At 75.1% G+C, this 15,263-nt stretch carries 17 protein-coding genes and 1 tRNA gene; 9 read left to right on the top strand and 9 right to left on the bottom strand.

Annotated elements, in window-relative coordinates:
* Window positions 1-48 precede the first annotated feature (48 nt).
* The gene (locus tag ACI794_RS06995) at window positions 49-891 is read left to right on the top strand and encodes a segregation and condensation protein A (protein WP_456603918.1); all 843 of its coding nucleotides are present in this window, start codon (window positions 49-51) and stop codon (window positions 889-891) included.
* Window positions 888-1,706 (top strand): SMC-Scp complex subunit ScpB, encoded by an 819-nt coding sequence (gene scpB / locus ACI794_RS06990; protein WP_456615971.1) that lies wholly within the window; start codon window positions 888-890, stop codon window positions 1,704-1,706. Before ACI794_RS06995 ends, scpB begins: the two co-directional genes overlap by 4 nt.
* Window positions 1,707-1,732: 26 nt before the next feature.
* Here the strand turns inward: scpB and ACI794_RS06985 are convergent, their stop codons facing one another.
* On the bottom strand, window positions 1,733-2,131 hold the full coding sequence (locus tag ACI794_RS06985; RefSeq protein WP_456603920.1) for a hypothetical protein: 399 nt from the start codon (window positions 2,129-2,131) through the stop codon (window positions 1,733-1,735).
* 102 nt (window positions 2,132-2,233) lie between these two features.
* Here ACI794_RS06985 and ACI794_RS06980 point away from each other — a divergent pair, with 102 nt between their 5' ends.
* Entirely contained in the window at window positions 2,234-3,079 is an 846-nt protein-coding gene (locus ACI794_RS06980; protein ID WP_456603921.1) for a pseudouridine synthase, read from the top strand.
* Window positions 3,080-3,091: 12 nt separating this feature from the next.
* Here ACI794_RS06980 and ACI794_RS06975 read toward each other — a convergent pair whose 3' ends face one another.
* Window positions 3,092-3,709, bottom strand: a complete 618-nt coding sequence (locus ACI794_RS06975) for a LysE/ArgO family amino acid transporter (protein WP_456603922.1) — start codon at window positions 3,707-3,709, stop codon at window positions 3,092-3,094.
* Window positions 3,710-3,782: 73 nt separating this feature from the next.
* On the opposite strand from ACI794_RS06975, the gene ACI794_RS06970 reads away from it, so the two are divergent.
* From ACI794_RS06970 to ACI794_RS06945, 6 genes are all read left to right on the top strand, one after another.
* Window positions 3,783-4,673 (top strand): LysR family transcriptional regulator ArgP, encoded by an 891-nt coding sequence (locus ACI794_RS06970; RefSeq protein ID WP_456615970.1) that lies wholly within the window; start codon window positions 3,783-3,785, stop codon window positions 4,671-4,673.
* A gap of 132 nt (window positions 4,674-4,805) precedes the next feature.
* Window positions 4,806-5,168, top strand: coding sequence for a chorismate mutase (aroH, locus tag ACI794_RS06965; RefSeq protein WP_456581303.1), 363 nt, complete (start codon window positions 4,806-4,808; stop codon window positions 5,166-5,168).
* A gap of 55 nt (window positions 5,169-5,223) precedes the next feature.
* A complete protein-coding gene (gene cmk, locus ACI794_RS06960) occupies window positions 5,224-5,928 on the top strand; it encodes a (d)CMP kinase (protein ID WP_456581304.1) in 705 nt (234 codons plus the stop codon).
* The gene (der, locus tag ACI794_RS06955; RefSeq protein ID WP_456581305.1) at window positions 5,925-7,271 is read left to right on the top strand and encodes a ribosome biogenesis GTPase Der; all 1,347 of its coding nucleotides are present in this window, start codon (window positions 5,925-5,927) and stop codon (window positions 7,269-7,271) included. The genes cmk and der overlap by 4 nt, the downstream gene beginning before the upstream one ends.
* Before the next feature lie 86 nt (window positions 7,272-7,357).
* Window positions 7,358-7,431 (top strand) — tRNA-Pro (locus tag ACI794_RS06950).
* Between the two features lie 317 nt (window positions 7,432-7,748).
* Window positions 7,749-8,567 carry an MBL fold metallo-hydrolase gene (locus ACI794_RS06945; protein ID WP_456615983.1) on the top strand — a complete coding sequence of 273 codons (819 nt, stop codon included), beginning with the start codon at window positions 7,749-7,751 and terminating at the stop codon, window positions 8,565-8,567.
* Between the two features lie 75 nt (window positions 8,568-8,642).
* Here ACI794_RS06945 and ACI794_RS06940 read toward each other — a convergent pair whose 3' ends face one another.
* The 7 genes from ACI794_RS06940 to paaA all read right to left on the bottom strand — a co-directional run bounded on the left by ACI794_RS06940 (window position 8,643) and on the right by paaA (window position 15,212).
* Complete coding sequence (locus ACI794_RS06940) at window positions 8,643-9,638, bottom strand: alpha/beta fold hydrolase (protein WP_456601581.1); 996 nt, start codon at window positions 9,636-9,638, stop codon at window positions 8,643-8,645.
* A gap of 127 nt (window positions 9,639-9,765) precedes the next feature.
* Window positions 9,766-10,896, bottom strand: coding sequence for an FUSC family protein (locus ACI794_RS06935; protein WP_456615969.1), 1,131 nt, complete (start codon window positions 10,894-10,896; stop codon window positions 9,766-9,768).
* 327 nt (window positions 10,897-11,223) lie between these two features.
* On the bottom strand, window positions 11,224-12,300 hold the full coding sequence (gene paaE, locus ACI794_RS06930) for a 1,2-phenylacetyl-CoA epoxidase subunit PaaE (RefSeq protein ID WP_456615968.1): 1,077 nt from the start codon (window positions 12,298-12,300) through the stop codon (window positions 11,224-11,226).
* Window positions 12,301-12,380: 80 nt separating this feature from the next.
* Entirely contained in the window at window positions 12,381-12,884 is a 504-nt protein-coding gene (paaD, locus tag ACI794_RS06925; RefSeq protein ID WP_456601584.1) for a 1,2-phenylacetyl-CoA epoxidase subunit PaaD, read from the bottom strand.
* Complete coding sequence (gene paaC / locus ACI794_RS06920) at window positions 12,881-13,789, bottom strand: 1,2-phenylacetyl-CoA epoxidase subunit PaaC (RefSeq protein ID WP_456601585.1); 909 nt, start codon at window positions 13,787-13,789, stop codon at window positions 12,881-12,883. The genes paaD and paaC overlap by 4 nt, the downstream gene beginning before the upstream one ends.
* Before the next feature lie 86 nt (window positions 13,790-13,875).
* Entirely contained in the window at window positions 13,876-14,241 is a 366-nt protein-coding gene (gene paaB / locus ACI794_RS06915) for a 1,2-phenylacetyl-CoA epoxidase subunit PaaB (RefSeq protein ID WP_456581312.1), read from the bottom strand.
* On the bottom strand, window positions 14,238-15,212 hold the full coding sequence (gene paaA / locus ACI794_RS06910; protein WP_456601586.1) for a 1,2-phenylacetyl-CoA epoxidase subunit PaaA: 975 nt from the start codon (window positions 15,210-15,212) through the stop codon (window positions 14,238-14,240). The genes paaB and paaA overlap by 4 nt, the downstream gene beginning before the upstream one ends.
* Window positions 15,213-15,263 lie beyond the last annotated feature (51 nt).

Below are 15,263 nucleotides of genomic sequence, written 5' to 3'. Positions count from 1 at the left end.
CAGGCTCGCGGCGGGTTCCTGCAGGATGCCCGCCTACGGTGGGTGCTCGTGAGCGGGAGCACCGGAGCGGTTCCGCCGGCCGACCAGGCCGGTGGGGCCGCGCCGACTCGCTTCACCGTGCGGCTGACCAACTTCGAGGGCCCGTTCGACCTCCTGCTGCAGCTGATCGGCAAGCACAAGCTCGACGTCACCGAGATCGCGCTCTCGCGGGTCACCGACGAGTTCATCGCCCACCTGCGGGCGCTCGGAGACGAGCTCGACCTGGACCAGGCGAGCGAGTTCCTCGTCGTCGCCTCCACGCTGCTCGACCTCAAGGCCGCCCGGCTGCTGCCCGCGGCCGAGGTGGACGACGAGGAGGACCTGGAGCTGCTCGAGGCGCGTGACCTGCTGTTCGCGCGGCTGCTGCAGTACAAGGCCTACAAGCAGGCCGCGGCGTTCCTGCGCGAGCGCGAGGCGGACGCCGTCCGCCGGTTCCCACGGGAGGCGGCGCTCGAGCCGCGGTTCGCCGAGCTCGTCCCCGAGGTGCTGCTGGACATCACGCCGGAGCAGTTCGCCGCCCTCGCCGCCCGTGCGCTGGCGCCCAAGGCGCCGGAGACGGTCAGCGTCGCCCACCTGCACGCGCCTCCGGTCAGCGTCTCCGAGCAGCTGCTGCTGGTGCGCAACCAGCTGGTGCGCTCGGGCACGGCGAGCTTCCGGGCGCTCACCGCCGACTGCGGTCACACGCTGGAGGTGGTGGCCCGGTTCCTCGCGCTGCTGGAGCTCTACCGGCAGCAGCGGGTGGTCTTCGAGCAGCTGACGCCGCTCGGCGAGCTGCACGTGCGCTGGACCGGCGAGACCGTCCCCGACCCGGCCGACGCCCCGGCCCCCGACGCCGACGAGGAGTACCGGTGACCGACGACCGTGCCCGCCAGGACCCCGCCCCGATCTCGTGGGAGGCGCTCGCCGCCGAGCTGGCCGCCACCCGTGAGAAGGCGGCCGAGCGGGGGGAGGCCGACCCCGGTGCCTGGGACGCCGTCGCGGCGGAGCTCGCCGCGCGCGTCGCGGAGCGGCCCGTCGAGGAGCAGCCGGTGCCCGCGGTGCCCGCCGAGGACGTCCTCGCCGCCGTCCCCGAGCCGGAGGCCGAGCCGGAGCCCGCACCCGAGCCGGCGGTGCTCCTGGACCCGGTGCAGCTGCGCGGAGGCCTGGAGGCGCTGCTGTTCGTCGTCGACGACCCCGTCGACGAGGAGACGCTCGCCGCCGCGCTGCGCTGCCCGCCCGAGCAGGTGCGGCAGGGGCTGGCGGAGCTGGCCGCGGGGTACGACGAGCGGTCGGCCGGCATCACGCTGCGCCGGGTGGGGCACGGGTGGCGGCTCTACACCCGCGAGGACCACGCCGCCGTCGTCGAGCGGTACCTCGGCGAGGGGCAGCGAAGCCGGCTCACGCAGGCGGCGCTGGAGACCCTCGCCGTCATCGCCTACCGGCAGCCGGTCACCCGGGCCCGGGTGTCGGCGATCCGGGGCGTCGGCGTCGACGGCGTCATGCGGACCCTCCTCGGGCGCGGCCTGGTGCACGAGGTGGGCAGCGACCCCGACAGCGGCGGCGGGCTCTACGCGACGACCCCCCTCTTCCTGGAGCGGCTCGGGCTCTCCGACCTCAGCGAGCTGCCCGAGCTCGCGCCCCTGCTGCCGGAGACAGCGGCCTTCCTCGAGGAGCACCCCGACGCCTGACCGACGCCCCTGGACGGCCCGGCGGGTCAGCCGCGGGGCGGCGGGAGGAAGCAGGCCGCTGCAGCGAGGAACGTGACGATCCCCGCGCCGAGCACGGCGAGCACGGCGCTGCCCGCCGCGCGGTCCGAGACGCTGCCGCTGGTCACCCAGAACACGGCCAGGAGCCCGAGGGAGACCACGGCGAGAGGCGCGCCGACGCGGGCGTCGCGGCCTCTCGGGCCGGCGGCCGGGGCGGGGGAGCCCAGGGAGACCAGCAACAGGATCAGCGACGCCGTCGACAGCCCGAAGGCGAGCAACGCCGCCAGCCCCGCGCCGATGTTGGCGCCGTCGGCCGGGTCACCGGTGACGAGGGCGAGGAGGAACAGGCCCCACAGGGCCGCGGCGACCGCTGCGAGACAGAGGCCGGTGGTCCGCGTCCGCCCCATGGGTGCATCCTGCGGCACCGGGCCGTGGCGGAGCCCACCCTCTCCAGCGCTCTCACCCTCAGGCGGGAAGGTTCCGGGGCCCGGGGTGGGAGACTGGGCGCGATGAGCACCGCGACCCCGAACGACGAGAGCACGACCGCGGCCGGCGAGGGCTGGTCCGAGGACATGGAGCTGGCCCCCGCCCACCCCGGTGACCGGCCGGAGCCGGACGACCAGGGCGACCGGCAGGGGGAGCGGCTGCAGAAGGTCCTGGCCCGTGCCGGCGTCGCCTCGCGCCGGGTCGTCGAGGAGATGATCGACGCCGGGCGGATCAGCGTGAACGGCGCGCAGGTGCGCGTGCAGGGCATGCGGGTCGACCCCCTCCACGACAAGATCGCGGTGGACGGCGCCCGCCTGGAGATCCGGGACGACCGCGTCACCTACGCGATCAACAAGCCGACCGGCGTCATCACCGCGATGAGCGACGACCGCAACCGCCCGACGATCGGCGACATGGTCGGCGACCTGGCCCCGGGGCTGGTGCACGTCGGCCGGCTGGACCAGGACACCGAGGGCCTGCTGCTGGTGACCAACGACGGCGAGCTGGCCCACCGCCTCGCGCACCCCTCCTACGGCGTGCGCAAGACCTACCTGGCGCAGGTCTCGGGCTCGGTGCCGCGCGACATGTTCCGCCGGCTGCGGGCCGGGGTGGAGCTGGAGGACGGGCCGGTCCAGGTCGACTCGTTCAAGGTCGTCGACACCCACGCCGGCCAGTCGGTCGTCGAGGTGGTGCTCCACGAGGGGCGCAAGCACATCGTCCGCCGGCTGCTCGCGCACGTCGGGCTGCCCGTCTCGCGGCTGACGCGCACCGCCGTCGGTCCGGTGCAGCTGCAGCGCATGCGCAGCGGCTCGATCCGCAAGCTCTCCCGCCAGGAGGTCGGCGCGCTCGAGGAGCTCGTCGGGCTCTGACCCCGGGGCGCCTCAGAACGCCGAGGAGAGCAGCCCGAGGCCGAGGGCGGCCATGACGACGGCGATCCCGGCGTCCAGGACCCGCCAGGCGGCCGGCCGGGCGAAGAGCGGGCGCAGGAGCCGCGCGCCGTACCCGAGCGCACTGAACCAGAGGAAGCTCCCGACGACGGCGCCGCCGGCGAACCACCACCGCCGGTCGCCGTGGCTGTCGGCGACCGAGCCGAGCAGCAGCACGGTGTCCAGGTACACGTGCGGGTTCAGCCAGGTCAGCGCCAGGCAGGTGGCGACGGTGGCGGCCAGCCCCGTCCGCCGGCCCGCTGTGTCGACGGCGATCGAGGACGGCCGCAGCGCGCGGCGGGCGGCGAGGGCGGCGTAGCCCAGCAGGAACGCGGCGCCCGCGAGCCGGATGACGGTGATGGCGTCGGGGAGACGCCCGCTCAGCCACGAGTTGCCCGCGACGCCGGCCAGGATGAGCACGGCGTCGGAGACCGCGCACACCGCCACGACCACCGGCACGTGCTCCACGCGCAGGCCCTGCCGGAGCACGAAGGCGTTCTGCGCGCCGATGGCCACGATCAGCGAGAGGCCGAGCCCCAGCCCGGCCGCCGCGGCCAGCAGTCCTGTCGTCACGTCCGGCGACGCTAGGCAGGCGACGGCATGCAGTCCAGCTCATCTTTCTTAAGCGGCATTAGCATCGCTGTCGATGGACGTGGATCTGGCACAGCTCCGCACCCTGGTCGCGGTGGTCGAGGAGGGCACCCTGGAGGCGGCGGCGCGACGGCTGCACGTCACGCCGTCGGCGGTCTCCCAGCGGTTGCGCGCGCTCGAGGAGGCCACCGGCCGGGTCCTCGTCCGGCGCGGCCGGCCGGCCACGGTCACCGCCGCCGGCGAGCCGGTGCTCCGGCTCGCCCGCCAGATCGGGCTGCTCGTCGCCGACACCGGCCGCACCCTCGACCCGGCCGGCGCGGCGCTGCCGGTGGTCCCCCTCGCGGTGAACGCCGACTCGCTGGCCACCTGGGTGCTGCCCGCGCTCGCCCCGCTGGCCGGCGAGCTGCGCCTGGACCTGCACAGCACCGACCAGACTCACACCAGCGCGCTGCTGCGCGCGGGCACGGTCATGGGGGCGGTCACCTCCGACGCCGAGCCGGTGGCCGGCTGCCGGGTGACGCCGCTGGGCACCATGCGCTACCTCCCGTGCGCGGCGCCCGGGTTCCTCGACCGCTGGTTGCCCGACGGGCCCGCGCCCGCGGCCCTGGCCCGGGCGCCGGTCGTCGTCTTCGACCGTCGGGACGACCTGCAGCACGCCTACCTGCGCCGGCACCTGGCGACGACGGCGGACGTGCCGGTCCACCACGTGCCCTCGTCGGCCGACTTCCTCACCGCGGTGGCGCTGGGCTTCGGCTGGGGCATGCTGCCGGAGCTGCAGCTCGAGGCCGCGGCGCCCCCGCCGGGCGGCCCCGCCGTCCGTCCGTTCGACCCGGCGGGCGCGGTCGACGTGCAGCTGCACTGGCAGCAGTGGCGGCTGGACTCCGCACCGCTGGACCGGGTGGCCGAGGCGCTGGTCCGGTCGGCGCGCGCCCGGTTGCGGGGCTGAGCCCCCCACCCGGCGGCCCCGACGCGGGCCGTCCGGCCGGGCACGGCGCGCGCGGGGGAGAGCGGGAGGCGGTGCGCTCCCTAGACTCGTGGGGTCCCCGGGCGAACGGGGCAGCGCGAGCGAGGAGTGTGCATGGCCGTCCGAGCCATCCGGGGTGCGACCCAGGTCGACGCCGACGACCGGCAGCAGGTGCTCGAGGCCACCCGTGAGCTGGTGAGCGAGGTGCTGGAGCGCAACCGGCTCGAGCACGACGACGTCATCAGCATCCTGTTCACCGCCACCCCCGACCTGGTCTCGGAGTTCCCGGCGCTGGCCGCCCGCGAGCTCGGGATGGGCGGGGTACCGCTGATGTGCGCCACCGAGATCGGCGTGCCCCACGCCCTGCCGCGCGTGCTGCGCCTCATGGCCCACGTCGAGACGCCGCTGTCCCGCGCGGAGATCCAGCACGTCTACCTGCGCGGCGCCGTGGCGCTGCGGCGGGACATCGCCCAGTGACGGCAGCCCGGGACGGCAGCCCAGTGACAGCAGCCCAGTGAACGAGCAGGAGCACATGAGCACCCCCCAGAGCCCTTTCCGCGGGTCGGTGACCCTCGACGGCCCGTCGGGGACCGGCAAGTCCAGCGTCGCCCGCGGCGTCGCCGCCCGCCTGGGTGCGGCCTACCTCGACACCGGGGCGATGTACCGCGCGGCCACCGTCGCCGTCCTCGACGCCGGCGTGGACCCCGAGGACGCCGAAGCCGTGGCCCGCACCGTCGCCGAGACCCGGCTGGTCGTGGGCACCGAGGCCGCCACCGAGCGGGTCGAGGTCGACGGCACCGACGTCGCCGCCCGCATCCGCGGCCCCGAGGTGACCCGGGCGGTCTCCGCGGTCTCCGCCGTGCCAGCGGTCCGCCGGCAGCTGGTCGACCAGCAGCGCGCCCTGGTGGCCGGTGCCGAGGCCGTGGTGGTCGAGGGCCGCGACATCGGCACCGTGGTGCTGCCCGACGCGACGCTGAAGGTCTACCTGACCGCCGCCCCCGAGGTGCGCGCGCAGCGCCGCGCCGCCCAGCTGGGCGTCACCGACGCCGCGGAGATCGCCGCGCTCGCCGCCGACCTGCGGCGCCGCGACGAGTACGACAGCAGCCGGGCCGACAGCCCGCTCCGCCCGGCGGCCGACGCCGTCGTCGTCGACAGCAGCACGCTGTCGCAGGCCCAGGTGGTCGACCGCGTCGTGGCGCTGGCCGAGTCCGCCGTCCCGGCGGGAGACCGGTCGTGACCGAGCCGCAGAGCGGGCCGCTGCCCGTCGTCGCCATCGTCGGCCGCCCCAACGTGGGCAAGTCGACGCTGGTCAACCGCATCCTCGGCCGCCGCGCGGCGGTCGTGCAGGACACCCCGGGCGTCACCCGTGACCGGATCGCCTACGAGGCGTTGTGGAACGGCAAGCGCTTCACCGTCGTCGACACCGGTGGCTGGGACCCCCGGGCCGCCGGCCTGGGCGCCTCGATCACCCGTCAGGCCGAGTACGCGATGACGACGGCCGACGTCATCGTGCTCGTCGTCGACAGCCAGGTCGGCGCCACCGAGACCGACCTGGCCGCCGCGCGGGTGCTCCGCCGCAGCGACCGGCCGGTGATCCTGGTGGCCAACAAGGTCGACGACGAGCGCAGCGAGGCCAACGCCGCCGAGCTGTGGAGCCTGGGCATGGGCGAGCCGCACGCGGTGAGCGCGCTGCACGGCCGGGCCAGCGGCGACCTGCTCGACCTGATCCTCGACTCGCTGCCCGAAGCACCGCGGGAACAGGAGGAGGAGGGCGGCCCCCGCCGCGTGGCGCTGGTCGGCCGGCCCAACGTCGGCAAGTCCAGCCTGATCAACCGGCTGGCCAAGGAGGAGCGCTCGGTCGTCGACTCCGTCGCCGGCACGACCGTGGACCCGGTCGACTCCCTGGTCACCCTCGGCGGTGAGGAGTGGCGCTTCGTCGACACCGCCGGTCTGCGCCGCAAGGTGAACACCGCCAGCGGCATGGAGTACTACGCCAGCCTGCGCACCGAGGCCGCCATCCAGGCCGCCGAGGTCTGCGTCGTCCTGCTCGCCGCCGACGAGGTGATCAGCGAGCAGGACCAGCGGGTCATCACCCAGGTCGTCGAGGCCGGTCGCGCGCTGGTCCTGGCCTTCAACAAGTGGGACACGCTCGACGAGGACCGGCACGCCCAGCTGGAGCGGGAGATCGATCGCGACCTCGCGCACGTGAAGTGGGCGACGCGGGTCAACATCTCGGCGTCCACGGGCCGTGGCGTCGGGAAGCTGGCCGACCACCTCCGCGCCGCGATCGCCTCGTGGGAGACCCGCGTGCCGACGGCGGAGCTGAACACGTTCGTGCGGGCGCTGGTGCAGGAGACGCCGCCGCCGGCCCGCGGTGGGCGCGCGCCGAAGATCAAGTACGTCACGCAGGCCGACGTCCGGCCGCCGCGCTTCGTCGTCTTCTCCACCGGCTTCCTGGAGGCCGGCTACCGCAGGTTCCTGCAGCGCAGGCTGCGCGAGCAGTGGGGCTTCCAGGGCACGCCGATCGAGATCTCGGTGAAGGTCCGCGAGGGGCGGGAGAAGGACGGCAAGCGCGGCTGACCACCGTCGAGGCGGGCGTCGGCCGTGCGGTAACCTTCTCGGGCGGTCGTTCGCGGCCCGGGGAAGCCCGGGACGTCATCGTCCCGCGGGCTGTAGCGCAGCTTGGTAGCGCACTTGACTGGGGGTCAAGGGGTCGCAGGTTCAAATCCTGTCAGCCCGACAGTGCAGGTCAGGGGCCGTTCCGGGGGGATCCGGGGCGGCCCCTGACGGCTTCTCGGGGTGGGTGGTCAGCACCACGGCCTCGCACCTGTTCCCTCGAAGCGTCAGGACCGCGACGGCCTCCCCTGCGGGACGGGCGACGCGCGCCGGGTCGAGGCGCTGTGCCGGCGGCCTCTCCGCCGCAGGCCATCGGCTCCCGGCCCGACGCCGCGGACTTCGCGGTTCCCTGCCGTCGTCGGACGCGAGAGGGTGGTGCGCCGGTGTCCGTGTCCACCATCCGGTCGCACGGACGAGCAAGGGAAGGAGCTCCCCGTGCTCATGCAGGTCGCAGACGACGTGCTGGTCCACGGGAGCGAGCTGCTCCAGAACAACGCCGTCGTCGTGCGGGGACCGGCCGGCGTGCTGCTCGTCGATCCCGGTCTGACGCGCGAGGAGATGGCCTGCCTGGCGGACGACCTCTCGGGCCTGGGCCAGCGCGTCGTGGCCGGCTTCGCGACGCACCCCGACTGGGACCACGTGCTCTGGCACCCCGCGCTCGGTGACGCCCCCCGGTACGGGACGGCCCGCTGCGCGGCGTCCGTGCGTGACCTGCTGGCGGACCCGGACTGGCGGGCCCGCGTCGCCGAGGGGCTGCCGCCGGAGATCGCCGACGAGGTGCCGCTGGACCTCTACGGCCGCATCACCGGCCTGCCGGCCGCGACGGTCCACATCCCCTGGGACGGCCCCCGGGTCCGGATCATCGAACACCCGGCGCACTCCCCGGGCCACGCGGCGCTGCTGGTCGAGGGCGACCGCGTCCTCGTGGCCGGGGACATGCTGTCCGACGTCTTCATCCCGATGCTCGACGACTTCACCGGAGCGAACGACCCGATCGAGGAGTACCTCACCGGGCTTCGGCTGCTGGAGGGCGTGGCGGGGGACGTCGACGTCGTCGTCCCGGGTCACGGGTCCGTCGGCGGGGCAGGTCAGGTGCGCACCCGGATCGATCTGGACCGCGCCTACCTCCACGCCCTGCGGGACGGCCGCGAGCCCGACGACCCGCGGATCGGCCCGTCCGCGGCCCCGGGCTGGGAGTGGGTGGCCGACATCCACGCCTGGCAGGCCGAGAGCCTCGGCCGGAGGAGCGGGCGCGGCTGAGGTCCGTCGGCGCCCGAGGCGCTCCCGGTCCCCGCGCTCCCGGTCGGTCTGGGGCGAGGACACAGGAGCAGCGCGTCACCCGCCGGGCCCTGCCTGCACCCGGGCGATCAGATCGAGCAGCGCCGAGTCGACCGCGTCGGGGTGGGTCAGGTTGACCATGTGCCCGCCTCCGGGCACCAGCACCCGGTGCACCGGTCCGTCGATGCGATCGGTGAGCCAACCCGCGGACCGGGCCGGGATCACCGCGTCCTGGTCGCCGGCCAGCACCAGCACGGGCACCGTGCGGAGCGGGGCCAGGGCCGCGCGGGCGTCGTACCCGGCGAGGCTCCGGAGGTAGGCCGACATCACGGCTTCGGGCGTGCGCACCCACGTGGCCTGGAAGCTGTCCGTCACCTTGCCGGACGGGTCGCCGGCGAAGAGCCGCCGGCGCAGCAGCCGCCGGCCGAGGGGGGTGCGGAAGGGGTGCAGGCGCTGCACCAGCGGGGCAGCCAGCCATGCACACCACCCCCCGGCCGTGGCGACGGCGGTCCTGACCCGGAGGGTCGCCCCCTCGCTGCGCTCGCCGGCGGTCAGCGGGGCGGCCCGGGTGGAGAGGAGGGCCACCCCGGCGATGCGGTCGCCGAAGAGCTCGGGCCGGAGGGCCGCCAGGGCGAGCACGGCCATGCCACCCATCGAGTGGCCGACCACCACGACCCGCCCCGTTCCGCCGAGCCGGTCGACGATCCGGCCGAGATCGCGGCCCAGGCGTTCCACCGTGGCCGACCGGAAGCCCGACCAGCCGCTCGCGCCGTGGCCGCGCTGGTCGTAGCGGACGAGACGCGCGCGACCGCGCAGGGCCGTCCACTGGGGGTCGAACATCGTGGCGTCGGCGGCGAAGCCGTGGGCGAACACCACGGTCAGCGGTGCATCGGGCGGGCCGGCGGTCTCCACGTGCAGGCGCACGCCGTCGTCGGTGCGGACCGACGGGTCCTCGCCCGTCATGCGCTCGGAGAGGCGACGCGCCCGGATCAGCCGGGCACCCGTCAGCGCGGCGACCGCTCCGGCGGCCGTCAGGGCGGTCCGGCGGCTCACCGCCGGCCCCCTGCTCTGCCGGACATCGCTGCGGGCCTGCCCGAGTCGTTGCCGGGCACGTGCGGTCCGGCGGCGGGGCGGAGGAGAGGCGGCCGCGGTCCCCGCCGGCGGATCCTCTCCACCGGCGTCATCGCGTGGCCACCTCGCGGTCGTCCCGGGGGTGCAGGGCGAGGAGCGACCGCCGGATGTCCTCCACGAGGCCGCTCGTGACGAGCAGGTCGTCCCCGGTCCTGGCGCGTGCGCGCCTGTGCTCCGCCGCGAGCGACCGGAGCGCGTCGCAGGCCCGCCTGACGGCTGCCTCGTCAGGCGTCCGGCCGCCCGTGGCCCGCAGTGCACCGGCCAGGCCGCCCAGAGCGCCGGCGACGGGGATGCGCAGCGAGGGCGGGAGCTCCGCCTCGTCGCGGCCGGGCTCCCCGGTCCTGCTCAGGAGCTGCGTGATGCTCGCGACGAGGAAGGCGAGACGCTGCAGCGCCTCTCCGCGTCGGCGCTGGTGTCGCAGGCGGGACTGGAACGTCCGGGCGAACCGGTTGCCGCGCCGGGCGTCCTGCGCGCGGCCCACGGCCTGGCGTGCCGCGGCGACGACGTCGTCGAGGGCGTCCACGCGGGCATGCCAGTCGGTGAGGGGCGGGGATCCCTCCTGCCGGAGCCGCTCCTCCAGCTCCTCCAGGTGATCCGCCAGGGCGGTCCGCAGCCGGTCCAGGGCCTGGTCCGCAGGCGTCACCGGCAGCGGAGGGACGGCGGCGACCACGGCCAGCCCGACGAGCGCCCCCAGCAGGGTCAGCCCGGCGAACCCGGCGACGTAGTCGAGGGGGTGCTCGTTCCCGACGATGAGCACGAACAGGGCTGAGGTGGGGAGCCACGCGGCTCCGCTGCCCAGGCGTCCCCAGCCGCCGAGCAGCACGCCGATACCGACGACCGCGGCGATGGTGGCCAGGTTCTGCCCGAGCAGCGCCTTGATGCCCAGCGCCACCAAGGCGCCGAGGCCGATGGCGGCGATCGCCTGCCACGACTGGCGCGCCGATCCGGCGATCGTCGTGGAGGTGGCGATCACCGCGCCGAGGGGCGCGTAGTAGGGGTACTCCGCGGCGAACCCCGGGAGCACGTGCACCAGCCCCCAGGAGATGGAGGCGGCTGCAGCGGCCCGGATCGCCATGCCGGCCCGCGGATGCGCGTCGAGCCTCCGCAGGGCTCGCCGGACCCGCTGTCGCGGGTCGCCTCGCAGTCGGGTGCCGACCGCCTCGTCGTGATCTGTCGTCATGCGGGTGTCCCCGGGCCGCCGGCACACGCCGACCTGTCGCCACGCCTCGCTCACCCCGCGGGCGACCCGACGGGGCGGGGTCGGGGTGCGCGCAGCCGGGGGTCTCCTCTCGTCGCCGGGACGCGGGACGTCGTCAGTGGCTCTCCGTACGGCACCTGCCCGGGGCCGGTCCACCGGATGCGGCCCGCGCCGGCATCGTCATCGAGCCGTCATGGCGTGCACCGGGCCGACGGCCGGACCTGCTTGCAGCAGCCGTTATCCCCAACAACCGACTCGACCGGAGGCGGACGAGCCGGAACGGCGGCAACCGGGGAGGGGCCACCCCGGTCAGGCGTCGTAGTCGACGGTCACCTCGTCGGAGACGGGCAGCGACTGGCAGGTGAGCACGTAGCCGGCCTCGACCTCGGCAGGCTCGAGTGCGTAGTTCCGCCGCATCCGCACCTCGCCGCCGGTCACGCGTGCCCGGCAGGTCCCGCAGACGCCGCCCTTGCACGCGAACGGGAGGTCCGAGCGGACCCGCTGGGCGGAGTCGAGGACGGCCTCGTCCCGGGGGAGCGCGAGGGTGGTGGAGCGGCCGTCGAGGACGACGGTCACCTGGACACTGGGCCCCTCGACGGTCTCCTCGTCGCCCCGGACCGGCTCCGGCGGGACGTCGTCGACGTAGAACAGCTCCTGGTGCACCCGCTCGGCCGGCACGCCGAGCTCCGCGAGCAGCTCCCGGGCATCGGTGACCATGCCGTGCGGGCCGCAGAGCCACCAGTGGTCGACGTGCGGGGCGTCGACCAGGTTGCCGACGAGGGCGCTCAGCCGCTCCCTGTCGAGCCGGCCGCTGGTCAGCTCGGCGTCGCGCGGCTCGCGGGAGAGCACGTGCACCAGCTGCAGCCGGGGTCCGTGGCGGTCCTTCAGGTCGGCGAGCTCGTCGGCGAACATGACGGTGTTGGTGCGCCGGTTGCCGTAGAGGACGGTCACGGTCGACTCGCCGTCGCGCAGCACCGTGCCGGCCAGCGAGAGCGCGGGCGTGATCCCGGAGCCGGCGACGACGAAGACGTGGTCGCCGGGGGTCGAGAGGTCCGCGGTGAAGGTGCCCGAGGGCGGCAGCACCTCGATCTCGTCACCGGGTCGGACCTCGTGCACCAGCCAGGAGGAGAAGAAGCCACCCGGGACCTCGCGGACCCCGACCCGCGGGGCGGCACCGACCGGGGCGCAGATCGAGTACGAGCGCCGCTCGTCCCGGTCGCCGTCGACCCGGCGCAGCGTGAGCGCCTGCCCGGGCCGGAAGGCGTACTCGGTGGCCAGCTCGGGGGGGACGTCGAAGGTGACGGCCACGGCGTCGTCGGTCAGCCGCTCGACCCGCGCCACGGTGAGCGGGTGGAACCGCGGCCGCCGGCGGGTGGGTGCGCTCACTGCGCCCTCGGTGCCGCTCCGCGGTCGCTCCGCTCCTCGCTCGCTGACGCCCGCCGCGATGCTCACTCGCTGTCGCGTCACTAGATCTCCTTGACGTGTTCGAACGGCTCCCGGCAGCTGCGGCAGCGGCGCAGCGCCTTGCACGCGGTCGACCCGAACTCCGACAGCTCCTCGGTGTCCGCGGAGCCGCAGAGCGGGCACGCGGCGCTCCGGCGGATCGGCTCGAGGCTCAGCGGGACGGGCCCGTCCGGGCGGACCGGCGCCCTGCCCGGCGGCGCGATGCCGGCGGCGGCGAGCTTGCGGCGCCCCTCGTCGCTGATCCAGTCGCTGGTCCACGCGGGGGAGAGGACGGTGCGGACGTCGACGTCGTCGAAGCCGGCCTCGTGCAGCGCCCGCAGCAGGTCGGCGCGCATGACGCCCATCGCCGGGCAGCCGGAGTAGGTCGGCGTGATCTCGACGACGACGGCGCCGTCGCCCTCGGTGCGGACGTCCCGCAGCACGCCCAGGTCGGCCAGCGTCAGCGTCGGCAGCTCGGGGTCGGTCACCCGCTCGGCGACCGACCGCGGGTCGGCTGGGGCGCTCACCAGGTCGCCGCCGGGTGCCGGCGGGCCAGCCCCTGCAGGGTGTCCAGCAGCTCGGCCAGCTCCGGCCCGTGCCGGCCCAGGCGTCCGCGGGGCGGGGCGCCGGCCGGCCACCCGGGCACGGGCAGCGTGGCCCGCTCGAGCACCTGGGTGAGCACGCCCCGGACCTCCTCGCGCACCTCGGCGGGGTCGACGGCCACCCCCGCCGCGGTCAGCCGGGTCTCGACGTCGGTGGGGGTGAACAGGTCGGCGAGCAGCGGCCACACCGCCTCGACGGCGGATCGGGCGCGCCGGTGGGACTCCTCGGTGCCGTCGCCGAGGCGCAGCACCCAGCGGGCGGCGTGGTCGCGGTGGTAGGTGACCTCGTTGACCCCCTTCGCGGCGATCGCGGCGAGCACCGGGTCGCGGGAGGCCCGGAGGCGGCTGAGCACCGCCAGGCGGACGGCGGAGGCGGCCAGCAGCCGGACGACGGCGTGCGCGAAGTCGGCGTCCGGCGCGGCGACGAGTGCGGTGCTGCGGAACTCGTCGACGTCCCGGAAGTAGGCGAGCGCGTCCTCGTCGGGGATGGACGCGGTGGCCCGCTCACGGGAGCGGCCCAGCACGCCGACGGAGCCGGCACGGGCGAGCAGCAGGCGGGCCTGGCCGAGGAGGTCCAGGGCGATGTTGCCGATCGCGACCTCCTCCTCGAGCTCGGGCGCCCGGGTGATCCACTGGGTCAGCCGCTGGGCGAGCACGAGGGCGTCGTCGCCGAGCATCAGGCAGTAGGCGCCGAGGTCCGCGGGGTCGATGCCGTCGGGCACGGTCGTGTCCACGCCGGCCAGCGGGTCGTCGAACCCGGTCCCGAACGCCCAGTGCCCCGCCTCGCCGTCCGCGTTCGTCAACGCGTCGTACACGGTCTCCTCGTGCATGGTGACCTCCTGGTGACGTGCTGGAACGGCCCCCTCCCAGGGGACCCGCGCCGAGGGACGAGGTGCGGGGGAGGGAGGGGGTCCTTCTAGATGTGGGGGACGTCCTCGGGGATCTCGTAGAACGTCGGGTGGCGGTAGACCTTGTCGCCGCTGGGGGCGAACAGCGGGTCCTTCTCGTCGGGGCTGGACGCGGTGATGTCGACGGCCCGCACGACCCAGATGCTCACGCCCTCGTTGCGCCGGGTGTAGAGGTCGCGCGCGGCGTCGATCGCCATCTCGTCGTCGGGGGCGTGCAGCGAACCCACGTGCACGTGGTTGAGCCCGCGCTTGCCGCGGACGAACACCTCGTAGAGCGGCCAGTCCCGCTGCACGGCGCGGCGGCGGGGCTGCACCGGCACCTCCGGACCGGTGGGGACCGCGCCGTGGCCGCCCTCGGCGGTCACCTCGCTCACGCCGCCACCCCGGCGTGCTTGCGGGCGTAGGCCGTGGCCGCCTCGACGACCCAGGTGTTGTCGTCCCGCGCCGCTCTGCGGCGGGCGATCCGCTCGGCGTTCATCGGGCCCTCGCCGGCGAGCACGCGGCGGAACTCGTCCCAGTCGATCGGGCCGGAGCGCCAGTGCCCGCTCTCGGCGTCCCAGGCGAGGTCCGGGTCGGGGAGCGTGACGCCCAGGGCCTGCGCCTGCGGCACGGTCATGTCCACGAACCGCCGGCGCAGCTCGTCGTTGGTGTGCCGCTTGATGCCCCACGCCATCGACTGCGCGGTGTTGGGGCTCTCGTCGTCGGGGGGGCCGAACATCATCAGCGAGGGCCACCACCAGCGGTCGACGGCGTCCTGCACCATGGCCCGCTGCTCGTCGGTGCCGCGCATCATCGTCATCAGCAGCTCGTAGCCCTGCCGCTGGTGGAAGGACTCCTCCTTGCAGACGCGGATCATCGCCCGCGCGTACGGGCCGTAGGAGGAGCGGCACAGCGGCACCTGGTTGCAGATGGCCGCGCCGTCGACGAGCCAGCCGATGACGCCGACGTCGGCGTAGGTGAGCGTCGGGTAGTTGAAGATCGAGCTGTACTTCTGCCGGCCCTCGATCAGCTTGTCGGTGAGGTCGGCGCGGTCGGCCCCGAGGGTCTCGGCCGCCGAGTACAGGTACAGGCCGTGGCCGGCCTCGTCCTGCACCTTGGCCAGCAGCACCGCCTTGCGGCGCAGGCTGGGGGCGGCGAGCAGCCAGTCACCCTCGGGCTGCATGCCGATGATCTCGGAGTGCGCGTGCTGGGCGACCTGGCGCACCAAGGTCTTCCGGTAGCCCTCGGGCATCCAGTCGCGCGGCTCGATGCGCCGGTCGGCGGCGATGGTGGCGTCGAACTGCTGCTGCAGCGCGGCCTCGTCGGGGTTCCCGGCCGTGGATCGGTCCAACGTGGGCGCGGACATCGGATCTCCTCGAGCTGTTTACTGACCGTCCGGTCAGGAATAGTGTGACCC

It is taken from the genome of Blastococcus sp. SYSU DS0541 (genome assembly GCF_054050875.1).
The sequence above is the reverse complement of the archived record's forward strand: the minus strand, read 5'-3'. Positions and strand labels throughout refer to the sequence as shown.